General features: G+C 70.0%; 13 protein-coding genes and 1 tRNA gene. 6 read left to right on the top strand and 8 right to left on the bottom strand.

The window, feature by feature from the left end; all coding sequences use genetic code 11:
• Window positions 1-10: 10 nt before the first annotated feature.
• The 4 genes from EJ357_RS16905 to EJ357_RS16890 all read right to left on the bottom strand — a co-directional run bounded on the left by EJ357_RS16905 (window position 11) and on the right by EJ357_RS16890 (window position 4,811).
• Entirely contained in the window at window positions 11-1,441 is a 1,431-nt protein-coding gene (locus EJ357_RS16905) for a GH1 family beta-glucosidase (protein ID WP_126392426.1), read from the bottom strand.
• Window positions 1,442-1,561: 120 nt separating this feature from the next.
• Window positions 1,562-2,467, bottom strand: a complete 906-nt coding sequence (locus tag EJ357_RS16900) for a carbohydrate ABC transporter permease (protein WP_175647417.1) — start codon at window positions 2,465-2,467, stop codon at window positions 1,562-1,564.
• Window positions 2,464-3,492: a carbohydrate ABC transporter permease gene (locus tag EJ357_RS16895; RefSeq protein WP_126392425.1), complete on the bottom strand. Its 1,029-nt coding sequence runs from the start codon at window positions 3,490-3,492 to the stop codon at window positions 2,464-2,466. The genes EJ357_RS16900 and EJ357_RS16895 overlap by 4 nt, the downstream gene beginning before the upstream one ends.
• A complete protein-coding gene (locus tag EJ357_RS16890; RefSeq protein ID WP_126392424.1) occupies window positions 3,489-4,811 on the bottom strand; it encodes an ABC transporter substrate-binding protein in 1,323 nt (440 codons plus the stop codon). Before EJ357_RS16890 ends, EJ357_RS16895 begins: the two co-directional genes overlap by 4 nt.
• 381 nt (window positions 4,812-5,192) lie before the next feature.
• Here EJ357_RS16890 and EJ357_RS16885 point away from each other — a divergent pair, with 381 nt between their 5' ends.
• Window positions 5,193-6,248, top strand: a complete 1,056-nt coding sequence (locus EJ357_RS16885; protein ID WP_126392423.1) for a LacI family DNA-binding transcriptional regulator — start codon at window positions 5,193-5,195, stop codon at window positions 6,246-6,248.
• Window positions 6,249-6,327: 79 nt separating this feature from the next.
• Here the strand turns inward: EJ357_RS16885 and EJ357_RS16880 are convergent, their stop codons facing one another.
• Window positions 6,328-7,128, bottom strand: a complete 801-nt coding sequence (locus EJ357_RS16880; protein WP_126392422.1) for an alpha/beta fold hydrolase — start codon at window positions 7,126-7,128, stop codon at window positions 6,328-6,330.
• A 127-nt stretch (window positions 7,129-7,255) separates the two neighbouring features.
• On the opposite strand from EJ357_RS16880, the gene EJ357_RS16875 reads away from it, so the two are divergent.
• Window positions 7,256-8,305, top strand: coding sequence for a sulfotransferase family protein (locus tag EJ357_RS16875; protein WP_126392421.1), 1,050 nt, complete (start codon window positions 7,256-7,258; stop codon window positions 8,303-8,305).
• Window positions 8,306-8,467: 162 nt separating this feature from the next.
• Here EJ357_RS16875 and EJ357_RS16870 read toward each other — a convergent pair whose 3' ends face one another.
• The gene (locus tag EJ357_RS16870) at window positions 8,468-9,034 is read right to left on the bottom strand and encodes a GPR1/FUN34/YaaH family transporter (RefSeq protein WP_126392420.1); all 567 of its coding nucleotides are present in this window, start codon (window positions 9,032-9,034) and stop codon (window positions 8,468-8,470) included.
• A gap of 150 nt (window positions 9,035-9,184) precedes the next feature.
• Entirely contained in the window at window positions 9,185-9,712 is a 528-nt protein-coding gene (locus tag EJ357_RS16865) for a universal stress protein (protein WP_093908257.1), read from the bottom strand.
• 337 nt (window positions 9,713-10,049) lie between these two features.
• Between EJ357_RS16865 and EJ357_RS16860 the strand changes: the two genes are divergently transcribed.
• The 4 genes from EJ357_RS16860 to EJ357_RS16845 all read left to right on the top strand — a co-directional run bounded on the left by EJ357_RS16860 (window position 10,050) and on the right by EJ357_RS16845 (window position 12,954).
• Window positions 10,050-10,385: a hypothetical protein gene (locus tag EJ357_RS16860; protein WP_126392419.1), complete on the top strand. Its 336-nt coding sequence runs from the start codon at window positions 10,050-10,052 to the stop codon at window positions 10,383-10,385.
• 377 nt (window positions 10,386-10,762) lie between these two features.
• Complete coding sequence (locus tag EJ357_RS16855) at window positions 10,763-12,007, top strand: helix-turn-helix domain-containing protein (RefSeq protein WP_126392418.1); 1,245 nt, start codon at window positions 10,763-10,765, stop codon at window positions 12,005-12,007.
• A 155-nt stretch (window positions 12,008-12,162) separates the two neighbouring features.
• Entirely contained in the window at window positions 12,163-12,765 is a 603-nt protein-coding gene (gene orn / locus EJ357_RS16850) for an oligoribonuclease (protein ID WP_126392417.1), read from the top strand.
• Between the two features lie 116 nt (window positions 12,766-12,881).
• Window positions 12,882-12,954 (top strand) — tRNA-His (locus EJ357_RS16845).
• Window positions 12,955-13,176: 222 nt separating this feature from the next.
• Here EJ357_RS16845 and glmS read toward each other — a convergent pair.
• Complete coding sequence (glmS, locus tag EJ357_RS16840) at window positions 13,177-14,994, bottom strand: glutamine--fructose-6-phosphate transaminase (isomerizing) (protein WP_126392416.1); 1,818 nt, start codon at window positions 14,992-14,994, stop codon at window positions 13,177-13,179.
• Window positions 14,995-15,004 lie beyond the last annotated feature (10 nt).

Genomic DNA, 15,004 nt, shown 5'->3' with positions numbered 1-15,004 from the left:
TCCCCGGTCCCTAGAACACCTCGTCCGACTCCGGCAACGCCCCCGTGCGAGCCGCCTTCCCGTACCAGTACGCACTCGACTTCGGTGTCCGCGTCAGCGTCGAGTAGTCGACGTACACCGCCCCGAACCGCTTCTCGTAGCCGTACGCCCACTCGAAGTTGTCCATCAGGGACCACAGGTAGTAGCCCCGGACATCGGCGCCGTCGGCGATCGCGCGGCGGACCTCCGCGAGGTGGCCGTGCAGGTAGGCGATGCGCTCCGGGTCGTGGACGCGGCCGTCCGGGTCCGGCTTGTCGTCGTACGCCGCGCCGTTCTCGGTGATGTAGAGAGGCAGGCCCGGTGCCTCCCGGGTGTACCGCATGATCAGCTCGTGCAGGCCCGTCGGGTCGATCGTCCAGCCCATCGCGGTGCGGTCGCCCGGCGTCTGGTGGAAGGCGACGTCGTCAGCGCCCGGCCAGGGCGTGTGCTCGCTCGCTCCGTGGCCGTCGGCACGCGGGCCGGTCACCTCGGTCTCCGCCGCCGAGACCAGCGCGGGGGTGTAGTAGTTCAGGCCCAGCGCGTCCAACGGCTGGTTGATCGCCGCCAGGTCGCCGTCCTGGACGTACGACCAGTCCGTCACCAGCTCCGTGGCCGCGAACAGCGTCTCCGGGTACGCCCCGTGCAGGATCGGCCCGTGGAAGACCCCGTTGGCGAGGTCGTCGATCTTCCGTGCCGCCGCCAGGTCCGCCGGGTCCTGCGACACCGGCCGTACCGTCGCGGAGTTGAGGCTCAGCGCCACCGTGTTGCGGGCCGGCATCACCGAACGCAGGGCCGAAGCGCCCAGCCCGTGCGCCAGGTTGAGATGGTGGGCCGCCCGCAGCGTGCCCGCCGGCTCGGTGCGGCCCGGCGCGTGCACGCCCGACCCGTAGCCCAGGAACGCGCTGCACCACGGCTCGTTGAGCGTGATCCACTGCTCCACGCGGTCGCCGAGCGCCTCGCCGACGATCTGCGCGTACTCGGCGAACCGGTACGCCGTGTCGCGCTCCGGCCAGCCGCCCGCGTCCTCCAGCTCCTGGGGCAGGTCCCAGTGGTACAGGGTGACGGCGGGCTTGATGCCGTGCGCCAGGAGCTCGTCCACCAGACGGCGGTAGAAGTCCAGGCCCACCTGCACCGCCGGGCCCCGGCCCGTCGGCTGCACACGCGACCAGGAGATCGAGAAGCGGTACGCGCCCAGGCCGAGCTCGGCCATCAGCGCCACGTCCTCGCGGTAGCGGTGGTAGTGGTCGACAGCGATGTCACCGTGCTCGCCGCCGGCCGTCCGGCCCGGCGTATGGCTGAAGGTGTCCCAGATCGACGGCGTACGGCCGCCCTCCCGCACCGCTCCCTCGATCTGGTACGCGGACGTCGCGGCGCCCCAGAGGAAGGAAGGGGGAAAGGACACGGAGGACATGGGCTCAGGCATGGAAGCGCTCCCATTGGGGGTCGTGGAGACCGACGGGTAGGAGGGGAGGGGGGAGGAAGGGGCCGAGGCGGCGGTGACCCGGCCCCAGGGGACGTACGGGAGAAGCGGTGTGAGCGGACATCAGCCCTTGATCGCACCCTGCATGATGCCCCCCACGATCTGCTTCCCGAACAGCAGAAACGCGATCAGCAGCGGCAACGTGCCGAGCAGGGCGCCCGCCATGATCACCGCCTGGTCGGGGACATAGCCGGTGCCGAGGGAGTTGAGGGCGACCTGGACGGTCGGGTTCTCCTGGTTCAGGGCGATGATCGGCCACAGGAAGTCGTTCCAGGCGAACACGAAGGTCAGCAGGCCGAGGACGGCCATCGCGGGCCGGGCCGCAGGGAAGACCACGTGCCAGACGACCCGCAGACTGCTCGCGCCGTCCACCCGCGCCGCCTCGATCAGCTCGCTCGGCAGCGCCTGCACCAGGTACTGCCGCATGAAGAACGTACCGAAGGCCGTGCACAGGGTCGGCAGGATGACCGTCTGGAGCTGGTTCGACCAGCCGAGGTCCGCCATCCACAGATACAGCGGTACGACGGCCAGCTGCGGCGGGATCATCATCGTGCCGATCGTCAGCAGCAGCAGAAGGCCGGAGAACCGGAAGCGGAGCTTGGCGAAGGCGAAGCCGGCGAGGGTGGCGAACAGCACCGTGCTGACGGTGATCGTGCCCGCGACGAACATGGTGTTGAACATCGCCTTCCCGAGCCCGGCCTCCTCCCACGCCCGGTCCATGTTCTTGAAAAGGTTCCCGCCGAACCACAGCGGCGGCGGGGTCTCCGCCAGCCGCCGGTCCGTGCGCGAGGCCGCGATCGCCGTCCACACCAGCGGGGCCAGCGACACCAGCGCGAAGACGGACAGGATGACGTAGGTCAGCGGGCCGGCGTGCAGCTGCTTGCCGGCGCCCATCACCCGGGGGCGCTCGCGCCTGGGCCTCCCGGATCCGGCCTTCGACTGAGGAGCCGTCAGTTCATGTGTGCTCATTGGGACTTCCTCAGCCGTCGGGAGACCAGCAGTTGGATCACGGCGACGATCAGCAGGATCAGGAACATCGACCAGGCGATCGCGGACGCCTTGCCGAGGTTGCCGATGATCCAGCCCTGGTCGTACATGTACAGGCCGAGCGTCTGGTACTGGTGCCCGGAGCCGCCCTTCGAGCCGCTCACGCCGCCGAACAGCAGGGGCTCGCCGAAGAGCTGGGTCGCGCCGATCGTCGAGACGACCACCGTGAACAGGATCGTCGGCCGCAGCTGCGGGATCGTCACATGGATGAACTGCTGCCAGCGGTTGGCGCCGTCGATCGCCGCGGACTCGTAGAGGTCGGCCGGGATCGCCTGCATCGCCGCCAGGTAGATCAGCGCGTTGTAGCCCGTCCACCGCCAGATCACGATCGACGACACCGCGAACTGCGAACCCCAGTCGGACTCACGCCAGTTGACCGGGTCGATGCCGACGAACTCCAGCAGCCAGTTGATCATGCCGCCGTCCCAGGAGTACAGCAGCACGAACACCAGCGTCGCCGCCGCCACCGACGTGGCGTACGGGGTGAGCATCACGACCCGCCACACGGTCGAGCCGCGCAGCTTGTAGTTGAGCAGGTGCGCCAGGCCGATCGCCATCAGCAGCTGGGGCACCGTGGAGATCACACCGATGGTGAAGGTGTTCCACAGCGCGTTCCAGAAGAAGTCCGAGGACAACAGGTTCTTGTAGTTGTCCAGGCCGGTCCAGGTCTGGCCGTCCAGGTTGGCCAGCTGCACGTTGTGCAGCGAGTACCAGGCCGTGTACAGCAGCGGGACGAGCGAGAACGCCCCGAAGACGATGAAGAAGGGGGCGATGAACGCGTACGGCGACGCCTTCATGTCCCAGCGGTACAGCCGGCTCCGCCAGGAACTGCTCCCCGGCGGCGCCGTACCGCGACCGTTCGCGCGGCCGGCCGCGCCCGGCTGGTCACCGGGCGCGGCGTCGGCGCTCGACGCGGGATGCGCGAGGGCCTCCTTGGAACTGCTCACTGGCCGAGCACGTCCTTGATCTCCGCGGTGGCGGCGTCCCAGCCCTCGTCGGGCGACTTGCCCTTCTGCTCGACCTGGAGGATGCCGATGTCGGTGATCGCGGTGCCGATCGGCTGGTCCTTGGCGCCCAGGTACTGGGTCGGGATGGTCTCGGCCGAGGCCGAGAAGATCTCCGTGATCGGCGCGTCCGAGAAGAACGCCTGGGTGGCGGTCGCCGGCTTCAGGCCGGAGTACGCCGACGGGGTCGACGGGAAGCTGGCCTGCTTGGCGAAGACCTTCGCCTGCTGCTCGGGCGCGGTCAGCCACTTCGCCAGCTTGACGGCCTCCTCCTGGTTCTTGCTCGCCGTCGGCACGCCGACGAACGAACCGCCCCAGTTGGCCGCGGTCGGCGCCGCCGCCACGTCCCACTTGCCCTTGCCCGAGTCACCGGACTTCTCCTGGATGTAGCCGATCATCCAGGCCGGGCAGGCCACCGTGGCGAAGGTGCCGTTGGCGTAGCCCTGGTCCCACGGCTTGTCGAACTGCTTCAGCTTCGCCGACATGTCGCTGGTGGCCACCTCCATGGCGACGTCCCAGGCCTTCTTCACCCCCGCGGACTTGTCCCAGACGACGTTGCCGTCCTTGTCGTAGTACCGCTCGGTCTCGCCGCCGAGGGCCGCGTTGTAGACGGAGGAGGCGGAGTCCACGAACTTGGTGCCGCTCGGCGCCTTCTCCATGTACTGCTTGCCCAGGTCGACGTACTTGCCCCAGTCGCCCTTCCACTGCGCGGCGAGCTTGGTCCGGTCGGTCTCCAGACCTGCCTTCTCGAACAGGTCCTTGCGGTAGCAGATCGCCATCGGCCCGATGTCGGTGCCGAGCCCGATCAGCTTGCCGTCCTGGGTGGTGGCCTGGGCGTTCTTCCAGTCCAGCCACTGGGACTTGTCGACCTCCTTGCCGAGATCGACGAACTTGTCGGCCTGCGTCTGCACGGCCTCGGTGATGTTGCCGACCTCGATCGCCTGGATGTCGTCGGTACCGGAACCGGCCTGCAGACGCGTCAGGGTCTTGGGCCAGTAGACGTCGGTACGGGTGGTGACGTTCTCCTTGATGGTGATGTCGGGGTTGAGCTTCATGTACTCGTCGTAGAGGCCGGCCTGCTTGTAGCCGAAGACACCGAAGGTGCCGATGGTGAGCGTCGTCTTTCCACCGCCGTTGCCTCCGCCCTCGTTCCCGGAGCCGTCGTCCGAGTCCTCGGCGCAGCCGGCGAGCAGCCCTGTCGTCAGCGCGGCCGCGGCCGCGAGGGCCATCAGCCGGCGGGACCCGCGGGTACTCGTGCGCATTGCGTCCTCCTGTTGCCTGACGTGCCGACCCCCCGGCCAACGGCATTGTTGGGCCCGTTGAAACGTCATGATGCATCGCTGCGGCTCGGGCGGGGAACGTGCGGGATGTGTATGTGTCAGGTACTGTGGGAGCGCTCCCACAGGTGATGTGTTGAAGGTTCGTCGGTCCGGGCGGGGGTGTCAAGGGAGTCGACGCGGAGAGATGCGTTCAGTTATCGGGCCGTTAACTGGACCGGGTCAGTCCGTCCGGCGATCGAGGACGAGGCCCTTTCGGGGCCCAGCGGGGGTCTGGGGGCGGTAGCACCCAGCGACGGTCACTCTCCCTGGCGGGACTGTTAAATTCCAGGCCAGCACAGAGACAACGGCGGGAAGGCGGAGCCCATGGCAACCCACGGAGCGCGGGGCCGGAGCGGCGGCCGACCCACCCTCGAAGAGGTGGCGGCCCGCGCAGGCGTGGGCCGGGGCACCGTCTCCCGCGTGATCAACGGCTCGCCCCGGGTCAGCGACGCGACCCGCGCGGCGGTGGAAGCGGCGGTGGCGGAGCTGGGGTACGTCCCCAACACGGCCGCCCGGGCCCTGGCGGCCAACCGCACGGACGCGATCGCGCTGGTCGTCCCCGAGCCCGAGACGCGCTTCTTCGCGGAGCCGTACTTCTCGGACATGCTCAAGGGCGTGGGCGCCGAACTCGCCGAAACGGAGATGCAGCTGCTGCTGATCTTCGCGGGCAGCGACAGGGAGCGGCGCCGGCTCGCCCAGTACCTGGCGGCGCACCGCGTGGACGGCGTGCTCCTGGTCTCGGTCCACGCCGACGACCCCCTGCCGGACCTGCTGGCCCAGCTGGAGATCCCCGCGGTGATCAGCGGCCCGCGCTCGGCCGCGGAGACCCTGACCTCGGTCGACTCGGACAACTACGGCGGCGCCCGCTCGGCCGCCGAGCACCTGGTGTCCCGCGGCCGCACCCGGATCGCCCACATCACCGGCCGCCTCGACGTCTACGGTGCCCAGCGCCGCGTCGACGGCTACCGCGACGCCCTGCGTGACGCCGGGCACGGGGTGGACGAGCGGCTGATCGAGCCCGGCGACTTCACCGAGGAGGGCGGCGCCCGCGCGATGCAGGCCCTCCTGGCGCGCTGCCCCGACCTGGACGCGGTCTTCGCTGCGTCGGACGTGACGGCGGCGGGCGCCCGCCAGGTGCTGCGCGAGGAGGGCCGCCGTATCCCCGACGACGTGGCGCTCGTCGGCTACGACGACTCCGCCATCGCCCGCCACATGGAGCCGCCCCTCACCAGCGTCCGCCAGCCCATCGAGGAGATGGGCCGCCGGATGCTGGACCTCCTCCTCACCGAGATCGCGGACCGCCGGCCGGCGGTGTCGCGGGGGCTGGAGCGGCCGCAGATGGTGCTGCAGACGGAGCTGGTGACGAGGGCTTCGTCCTGAGGGCGGGACCGTTGTCGGCGATGCATGCCATGGATCCACGTCGGACACGGTGAACGCGGCCCTGCGGGGCCCGGGATTCTCAGGCGAGGCCCTGCAGGAACTCCGAGAGAGCGGCGTGCAGAATTCCGGGCTGTTCCAGGTGCAGGTCGTGGCCGGTGCCCGGGATGCTCAGGGCCACGGTGTCGGGGCGCCGGCCCAGCATCTCGTCGGCCTCCTGAGCGGGGACGAAGCCGGACTGGGCCAGGACGACCAGCGTGGGGCAGGTGATCTGCCCCCACTCGTGCCAGAAGGAACGCCGGGCGTTCTCCGCCAGCGCGCGGACCATCACGTCGCGGTCGAAGCGGGGCCACCAACCGCCCTCGCGTTCCTCCAGGCCGGCCGCCCAGCCCGCACCGACCGGACCGCCGCCGAGGAACGCGGCCGCCGCCTCGCGCGAGGGGAAGGGCGTCGGCCACGAGTCGAGCCATGCGCCGATGTCCGCGGGACCGTCGGGGTTCGGACCGCCGGGGCCGGCCTCGACGAGCACGAGCGCGCGGACCAGCGCGGGGTGCGCGGCGGCGGTGAGCAGGGCCGTGTGCCCGCCCAGCGACTGGCCGACGAGGACCGGCCGCCGTAGGCCCAGCCGGTCGGCAACGGCGACGACGTCGGCGACGTGAGCGGCGCGGGAGAGGTCCCGCGGACGGCGCTCACTGGCGCCGTGCCCGCGCTGGTCGACCGCGACGACCCGGTAGCGGGGACTCAAGTGCCGTGCCAGGGCGTCCCATTCACCCGCGTGACCGGCCAGACCGTGCAGCAGCACCAGGGGCTGCCCCGGCCCGCCCCGGTCCCGGCAGACGAGCCGGACACCGTCTCGCACGACGACGTGCTCGGACCATGCCACGCCGTTCCTCCAAACGGATGTGCCGACCTCGATCATGCCCTGACAGCCCCGGGAGCGGGCAGAGTGGGACCGCACGCGGGGCGAACGGCCCCACGGACAAGACCGGCGCGGAAAGCGGAGGGTGACCATGCGTTCCTTGACCTTCGTCATCGGTACGGGACGCAGTGGCTCGACAGCCCTGTCCCGCATCCTCAACGCCCACCCGGACGTACTGAGCCTCAACGAGTTCATGGCCTCCGTGGGCGATGCCGCCTTCCCCGAAGGGCCGGTGACCGGTGAGGAGTTCTGGCAGACGCTGTACCGCCCCGCCCCGCACTTCGAGCGGATGATCCGCAGCGGACTCCCGCTCCCGGAGTTCCTCCACACCCGCCGCCCCGGCAGGTACACGGCGCGGGCCACCGGCATCCCCGCGCTCTCCTTGATGGTGCTGCCCCACCTCACCGACGACCCGGACGGGCTGCTCGACGAACTCGCCGCGGCGGTGGTCCGATGGCCCGAGCGCACCGCCCCCGAACACCACCGAGCGCTGTTCGGCCTCCTCTGCGGACGGTTCGGACGCACCGCCGTCGTGGAGCGGTCCGGTTACTCGACCGGCTGGGCACCGGGGCTCCGGGAGGCCTTCCCGGACGCGAGGTTCGTGCACATGTTCCGGGACGGCCCGGACTGCGCCCTGTCCATGAGCCGCCATCCCGGGTACCGCGCGATCCTGCTGCTGCGCGAGATCAAGGAACACGCCGGCATCGACAGCTTCGCCGACCTGACCCCCGAGCACGTACGCGCGCTCCCCGCGGACCTGTCCCCGCTGCTCGACGACCGCTTCGACCCGGCCCTCGTGCGCGACCGGGACATCCCCCTGCGGCGCTTCGGCGCCCTGTGGTCCGAACTGGTCACCGACGGCACGGAGTTCCTGGCCGGGCTCCCCGCCGACCAGCGAGCCACCCTTGCCTACGAGGATCTCCTCGACGAACCGGCCGATGAACTCACCCGCCTGGCCGAGTTCATCGGCGTCGACCCCCGCCCGCAGTGGCTGGACACCGGGTCCGTCCTGCTCGACCACAGCCGCCGCGGCTCCGCGAACAGGCTGTCGGCAGCCGAGTTCGCCGACCTGACGGAGAGCTGCGCCCAGGGCACCCATGTCTTGGGGACATACCAGGTGACGGTCGAGCAACGCCCTTAAAGGGCGCGGGGCCGCATTGATTTGCGGCTCCGCCGCGCGGGCGCGACCAGCCCCCACGCACCCGCACAGGCCGAACAACGACAACGGACCCCCACGTGATGCCACCTTCACGGGGGGTCCGTTCGAACGCCGGGGAGCCGCCCAACTCCCCAGCCTGCGCAGCTAGCCGGTGGCCGTCACCCCCCGGCCGGCAGCGCGTCGCGGAAGGGCGGTCGGCCAGTGGGCCAACGCGGCAGTCGCGGCGTACCAGGCCACCGCACCCGCGGCAACGGCGAACCAGCCACCCACCTTGGTGAGCCCGTCGTTGTCGGCGAACACGGCGATGGCCATGAGCAGCAGCCCGACGAAGAACAGCCCGTACGCACCCTGACCGAGCTGGTCGCCACCGGCGAGGGTGAGGGAGAGCGCCACCAGGGCGAACAGCAGCAGGAACAGCCCGGCCGCGTTGGCGGAGACGGCCGCGTCGGCCGAGACGGCCCACGTGAACCAGAGCGCACCGAGCGCCACGAACGCGGTCCCGTTCGCGCTGTCACGGTCTCGCAGGGCCATCAGGCCGGCGACGAAGAGGGCTATGCCGCCCACGTACTGGGCGATTGATACGGCGTCAGCAGCCGACACACCGTCGATCACTCCGGTGTACCCCAGCCCGAAGGCCAACAGGGTGATTCCAAGGGCGAGTCGGCCGACCACGGTAGTGATTCCGTTTCCCGCAGAGACGTCGTTGTCCACGGCGGGCTCCCTTCATGCATGTGCAGTTGTGCGGTGACCGGTATATGCCCTTCACAAAGGCACAAACACCTCTACGCGCGAGTAAATTCACGCACCGCAGGAAGGAGAGCGACGTCCCGAACGGCTCATCTCACCTGGGACAACGTCGAGTTACGGAATGACAACGACGGGACGCTTGGCCCGCTTGGCGAGCCGCCCGGCGACGGAGCCGAAGATCCGCCCGACGATGCCGTGCGTGGAGCCGACGACGATCGCGTCCGCCTCGTACTCCCGCCCGACCTCTTCGAGTTCGTGGCAGATGTCGCCGCCGCGCTCGACGAGGATCCACGGCACCTCGGCGAGGTAGTCGGCGCAGGCGAGTTCGAGGCCGAGCACCTCGGTGCGGTGGTCCGGCACGTCGACGAAGACCGGCGGCTCGCAGCCGGCCCACACCGTGGTGGGCAGCCGGTTGGCGACGTGGACGATGATCAGGCCCGACCCGGAGCGATGGGCCATGCCGATGGAGTACGCGAGGGCGCGCTCACTGGATGTCGAGCCGTCGAAGCCGACCACGACGCCGTGCTTGAAGGCGGGGTCGCAGGAATGGCGTGGCTCTTCCGCCGCCAGGGGCTCGGCCGCCGTGGGGTCGGCGACGGGCCGCTTGCGGTCCGCGGGTTCGAAGAATTCGTGACCGGCCATGGCTGTCTCGGCGTATTGATCCTTTATGGGTGGGCCCGCGAGCGGAGCTCGTTGACGGATGCAGCAGTGGCGGAGCTGTGTCCGGGAATGGTCTTCCCAACCCCATACCCCAAGGGTACGGCGGCACGCCTCCTTAGCCCAGATACCCGCTCACGGTCGGTGCGGGTTCCAGGGAGCATGCACGAGGGGACGCCCGTAACGCAATGGTTGCTGCGGTGTACAGGCGGTTTGCACAGGGTTCAACTTGCCCGGGATGGTCCCGGACCAGTGACCGAGCGCTCGAGCAGGCGTTGATCACCGTGATCCGCCCCCCAGGGAGCCCAGGGAGCACGCACCCATGACCGGACCCCGCACCCCCTCCGAGGACAGCGCCACCGTGGTCCGGTGGGCGGTCTTCAGCTGTGTCCTGGTCCCCGTGGTCCTCCTCTGGTACGGCACCTCCCTGGCCGGCGCCACCGGCACGGCCCTCGGCCTCGCGGCCGTGACGGCGGTCTGCCGCGTGCTGCTGCGTGAATCGGAACGCGGCGCGGCCCGCATGAAGGACGACGCGGCACGGCTGAAGGACGAGGAGCGCAGCGGGAAGTCGCCCTCGCGCCGCGGACGTCACCACAGGACCGGAACCGGGGCCCATAGAGGCGGACGTCACACTGGGGGAAATACACCGGTCGGCTGACCGGTTTCCGCGCACGAGGACGTTGCTTTTCAGCCAACTTCTGGCGTGCATGCATCCCCCGCCCAGAACACCCCCCAACCCCCGTTCCACCTGCACGGAAAGGGCCTCAGGGGGTCTGCGCACCCTACGTGGATTGGCCACTGCGACAAGGCGCACTTCCCTGCACGGCCCGCGAGTGCAACGCTTCGTGATCGAATGCTTCACGCCAAGTTGCCAAGTCGACAATGTGCCGAGTGCCGAACCGGCCACTGCGGCGCGACGCGACACAGTAGATTCGATCTTGACTGTCTACGGCGGGGGACTCGTGCAGGACCGAGGGGAAACGTGCAGGAGCGACACAACCGAGGAGCCGCGACCACCGAGGGGGGCTTAGCAGTATGAGCCACGACTCCACTGCCGCGCCGGAAGCTGCGGCCCGGAAACTGTCCGGGCGACGCCGCAAGGAGATCGTCGCGGTGCTGCTGTTCAGCGGCGGCCCCATCTTCGAGAGTTCCATACCGCTGTCGGTGTTCGGGATCGACCGCCAGGACGCCGGCGTGCCGCGCTACCGACTGCTGGTGTGCGGCGGCGAGGAAGGCCCACTGCGGACCACAGGGGGCCTGGAACTCTCCGCACCACACGGCCTGGAGGCGATCTCACGGGCGGGCACGGTCGTCGTGCCGGCCTGGCGTTCGATCACCTCGCCGCCACCCGAGGACGCGCTCGACGCACTGCGCCGGGCGCATGAGGAAGGTGCCCGCATAGTCGGGCTGTGCACCGGTGCCTTCGTCCTCGCCGCGGCGGGCCTGCTGGACGGCCGTCCCGCGACGACGCACTGGATGTACGCACCGACGCTGGCCAAGCGCTACCCGTCGGTGCACGTGGATCCACGAGAACTCTTCGTGGACGACGGAGACGTACTGACGTCGGCGGGTACGGCGGCCGGAATCGATCTCTGTCTCCACATCGTGCGGACGGACCACGGCAACGAGGCGGCCGGGGCTCTGGCCCGCCGTCTGGTGGTGCCTCCGCGCCGGTCCGGCGGTCAGGAGCGCTACCTCGATCGGTCTTTACCGGAGGAGATCGGCGCCGACCCGCTGGCCGAGGTCGTCGCCTGGGCGCTGGAGCACCTCCACGAGCAGTTCGACGTCGAGACGCTGGCGGCGAGGGCGTACATGTCCCGCCGTACCTTCGACCGCCGATTCCGCTCGCTGACCGGCAGTGCCCCGCTGCAGTGGCTGATCACGCAGCGGGTGCTGCAGGCGCAGCGGCTGCTGGAGACGTCGGACTACTCGGTGGACGAGGTAGCGGGCCGCTGCGGCTTCCGCTCGCCGGTGGCGCTGCGCGGGCACTTCCGCCGCCAGCTCGGCTCGTCGCCGGCCGCGTACCGGGCGGCGTACCGGGCCCGGCGCCCCCAGGCCGAAAGGCCGACGGACCCGGAGCCCACGGTCGGGCCACCCCCGCCACCGGGCCCACCGCCGTCGCCCTACGCGGAGGGCGGCCCGGTCCCGCTCCAGACCCGCCGCACACCGGCACCGCACGCGCTCGGGACGTCCGCTTCGCTGTCGGTGCCGTCGGAGAACGGCCGTGAGGCGTACGCGGCAGGCCGGGCGAGCCTGCCGGGGCAGCGCAGCGGCATGTGACCTCGCGACGCCGGGCGGGCTGAGTCCCAGCCCGTCCGGCGTTCGAGGGCGAGGCCCTTTCCGGGCCGAAGCGGGGTCCGGGGGCGGCGGCCCCCGGGCAGGTCGGCTGCAACGCCGGGCATCCCAAAAGGCGACGCCAGCTTTAGGGTGGTCGCATGAACGATCGCATGGTGTGGATCGACTGCGAGATGACCGGCCTCTCGCTGTCCGACGACGCGCTCATCGAGGTTGCCGCCCTCGTCACCGACTCCGAGCTGAACATCCTCGGCGACGGTGTGGACATCGTCATCCGCCCGCCGGACTCGGCGCTGGAGACGATGCCGGAGGTGGTGCGTCAGATGCACACCGCGTCCGGACTGCTCGACGAGCTCGCCGGTGGCACGACGCTGGCGGCCGCCGAGGAGCAGGTCCTGGCGTACGTACGCGAACACGTCAAGGAACCCGGCAAGGCCCCGCTGTGCGGCAACTCCGTCGGCACCGACCGCGGCTTCCTGCTGCGCGACATGCCGACGCTGGAGGACTACCTCCACTACCGCATCGTCGACGTCTCCTCGATCAAGGAGCTGGCGCGCCGCTGGTACCCGCGCGCGTATTTCAACAGCCCCGAGAAGAACGGCAACCACCGCGCGCTCGCCGACATCCGCGAGTCCATCGCCGAACTCCGCTACTACCGCGAGGCCGTCTTCGTGCCCCAGCCCGGCCCGGACTCGGACACCGCGAAGTCGATCGCCGCGAAGCACGTTCTGCCTGCTCAGTAGGTGCGCGAGGGGGGCTCGCAAGGCCGCCGCAAAAGCTGTGCGCGAGCACCCCTTCGGACCCTGTACACTTTTTCTCGGCCGGTCGGAGAAACCACAAATCTCAACCGCCGGTCATGGTGGGTGTAGCTCAGCTGGTAGAGCACCTGGTTGTGGTCCAGGATGTCGCGGGTTCGAGTCCCGTCACTCACCCTCGGTGTTCAGCCGGTGGCTTCGGAAACGAAGCCACCGGCTGAAGCTGTTTCTGGGGCCGTCGGGCCGGCCCAGGATGTCCCCGTCAGGGTGGCGTCGTACTCCTGATGCTGGATCAGCTACCTGGCCGATCGTTCCTGGGGCAGACCGGAGAAAGAACGGACCCCCACATGATGCGTGGCATCACATGGGGGTCCGTTCTCTTGCCCGGCTTCGGGGCGGCTACTCGACCGTCACCGACTTCGCGAGGTTCCGCGGCTTGTCGATGTCGCGGCCCAGGGCCAACGCCGTGTGGTAGGCGAGGAGTTGGAGGGGGATGCCCATGAGGATCGGGTCCAGTTCGTCCTCGTTCTTCGGGACGACGATCGTCTGGTCGGCCTTCTCCTGGTGCTGGTGGGCCACCGCGAGGATCTTGCCGCTGCGGGCCTTGATCTCCTCCAGGGCGGCGCGGTTCTTCTCCAGGAGGTCGTCGTCGGGGACGATGGCGACCGTGGGGAGGGCGGGCTCGATCAGGGCCAGCGGGCCGTGCTTGAGCTCGGAGGCGGGGTAGGCCTCCGCGTGGATGTAGGAGACCTCCTTGAGCTTGAGGGAGGCCTCGCGGGCGACCGGGTAGCCCCGGACGCGGCCGATGAAGAGCATCGAGCGGGCCTCGGCGTAACTCTGGGCCAGCTTCTCGATCTCCGCCTCCTGCTCCATGATCTCGGCGATCTGCGCGGGCAGCTTGCGCAGGCCCTCGATGATGCGCTTGCCGTCGCGGACGGAGAGGTCGCGGGTGCGGCCCAGGTGCAGGGCCAGCAGCGCGAAGGCGACCGTCGTGTTCGTGAAGCACTTCGTGGAGACCACGCAGACCTCGGGGCCGGCGTGGACGTAGATGCCGCCGTCCGCCTCGCGGGCGATCGCGGAGCCGACGACGTTCACCACGCCCAGCACCCGCGCGCCCTTGCGCTTCAGCTCCTGGACGGCCGCCAGCACGTCGTACGTCTCGCCCGACTGGGAGACCGCGATGTACAGGGTGTCGGGGTCCACCACCGCGTTGCGGTAGCGGAACTCCGAGGCCGGCTCGGCGTCCGCGGGGATGCGGGCCAGCTCCTCGATCATCTGGGCGCCGATCATGCCCGCGTGGTACGAGGTGCCGCAGCCGAGGATCTTCACGCGGCGGATCTGGCGGGCCTCGCGGGCGTCCAGGTTGAGGCCGCCGAGGTGCACGGTGGAGAAGCGGTCGTCGATGCGGCCGCGCAGCACGCGGTCCACGGCGTCGGCCTGCTCGTGGATCTCCTTGTGCATGTACGTGTCGTGGCCGCCCATGTCGTAGGACGCCGCTTCCCACTCGACCGTGGTGGGCTCCGCCGTCGTGCGGGTGCCCTCCGTCGTGTACGTGCGGAAGTCGTCGGCCTTGAGGGTGGCCATCTCGCCGTCGTCCAGCGTCACTATCTGCCGGGTGTGGGCGACCAGGGCGGCGATGTCCGAGGCGACGAACATCTCCTTCTCGCCGATGCCCAGGACGACCGGGGAGCCGTTGCGGGCGACGACGATGCGGTCGGGGAAGTCGGCGTGCAGGACCGCGATGCCGTACGTGCCCTCGATGACGCGCAGCGTCTCGCGGACCTTGTCCTCCAGCTTCTCCGCCTGCGAGCGGGAGATGAGGTGGACGAGGACCTCGGTGTCGGTCTCGGAGAGGAACTCGACGCCGTCCGCCTCCAGCTTGCGGCGCAGATCGGAGGCGTTGTCGATGATGCCGTTGTGGACGACGGCGACCTTGCCCTCGGCGTCCAGGTGCGGGTGGGCGTTCACGTCGGAGGGGGCGCCGTGGGTGGCCCAGCGGGTGTGGGCGATGCCGGTCGTGCCCTTGAAGCGCGCCGGGACCTTGGCCTCCAGGTCGCGGACCCGGCCCTTGGCCTTGACCGTCTTCAGGCCCGCCGCCTTCGGGGAGGTGACGGCGATGCCCGCCGAGTCGTAGCCGCGGTACTCCAGGCGCTGGAGGCCCTCCAGCAGGAGCGGGGCGACGTCACGCTTCCCGATGTATCCGACAATTCCGCACATACAGATATGT

The organism is Streptomyces cyaneochromogenes, from assembly GCF_003963535.1.
GTDB lineage: Bacteria > Actinomycetota > Actinomycetes > Streptomycetales > Streptomycetaceae > Streptomyces > Streptomyces shaanxiensis.
Note: the sequence above shows the minus strand (reverse complement) of the source record. Positions and strands in the feature narration are given on the sequence as shown.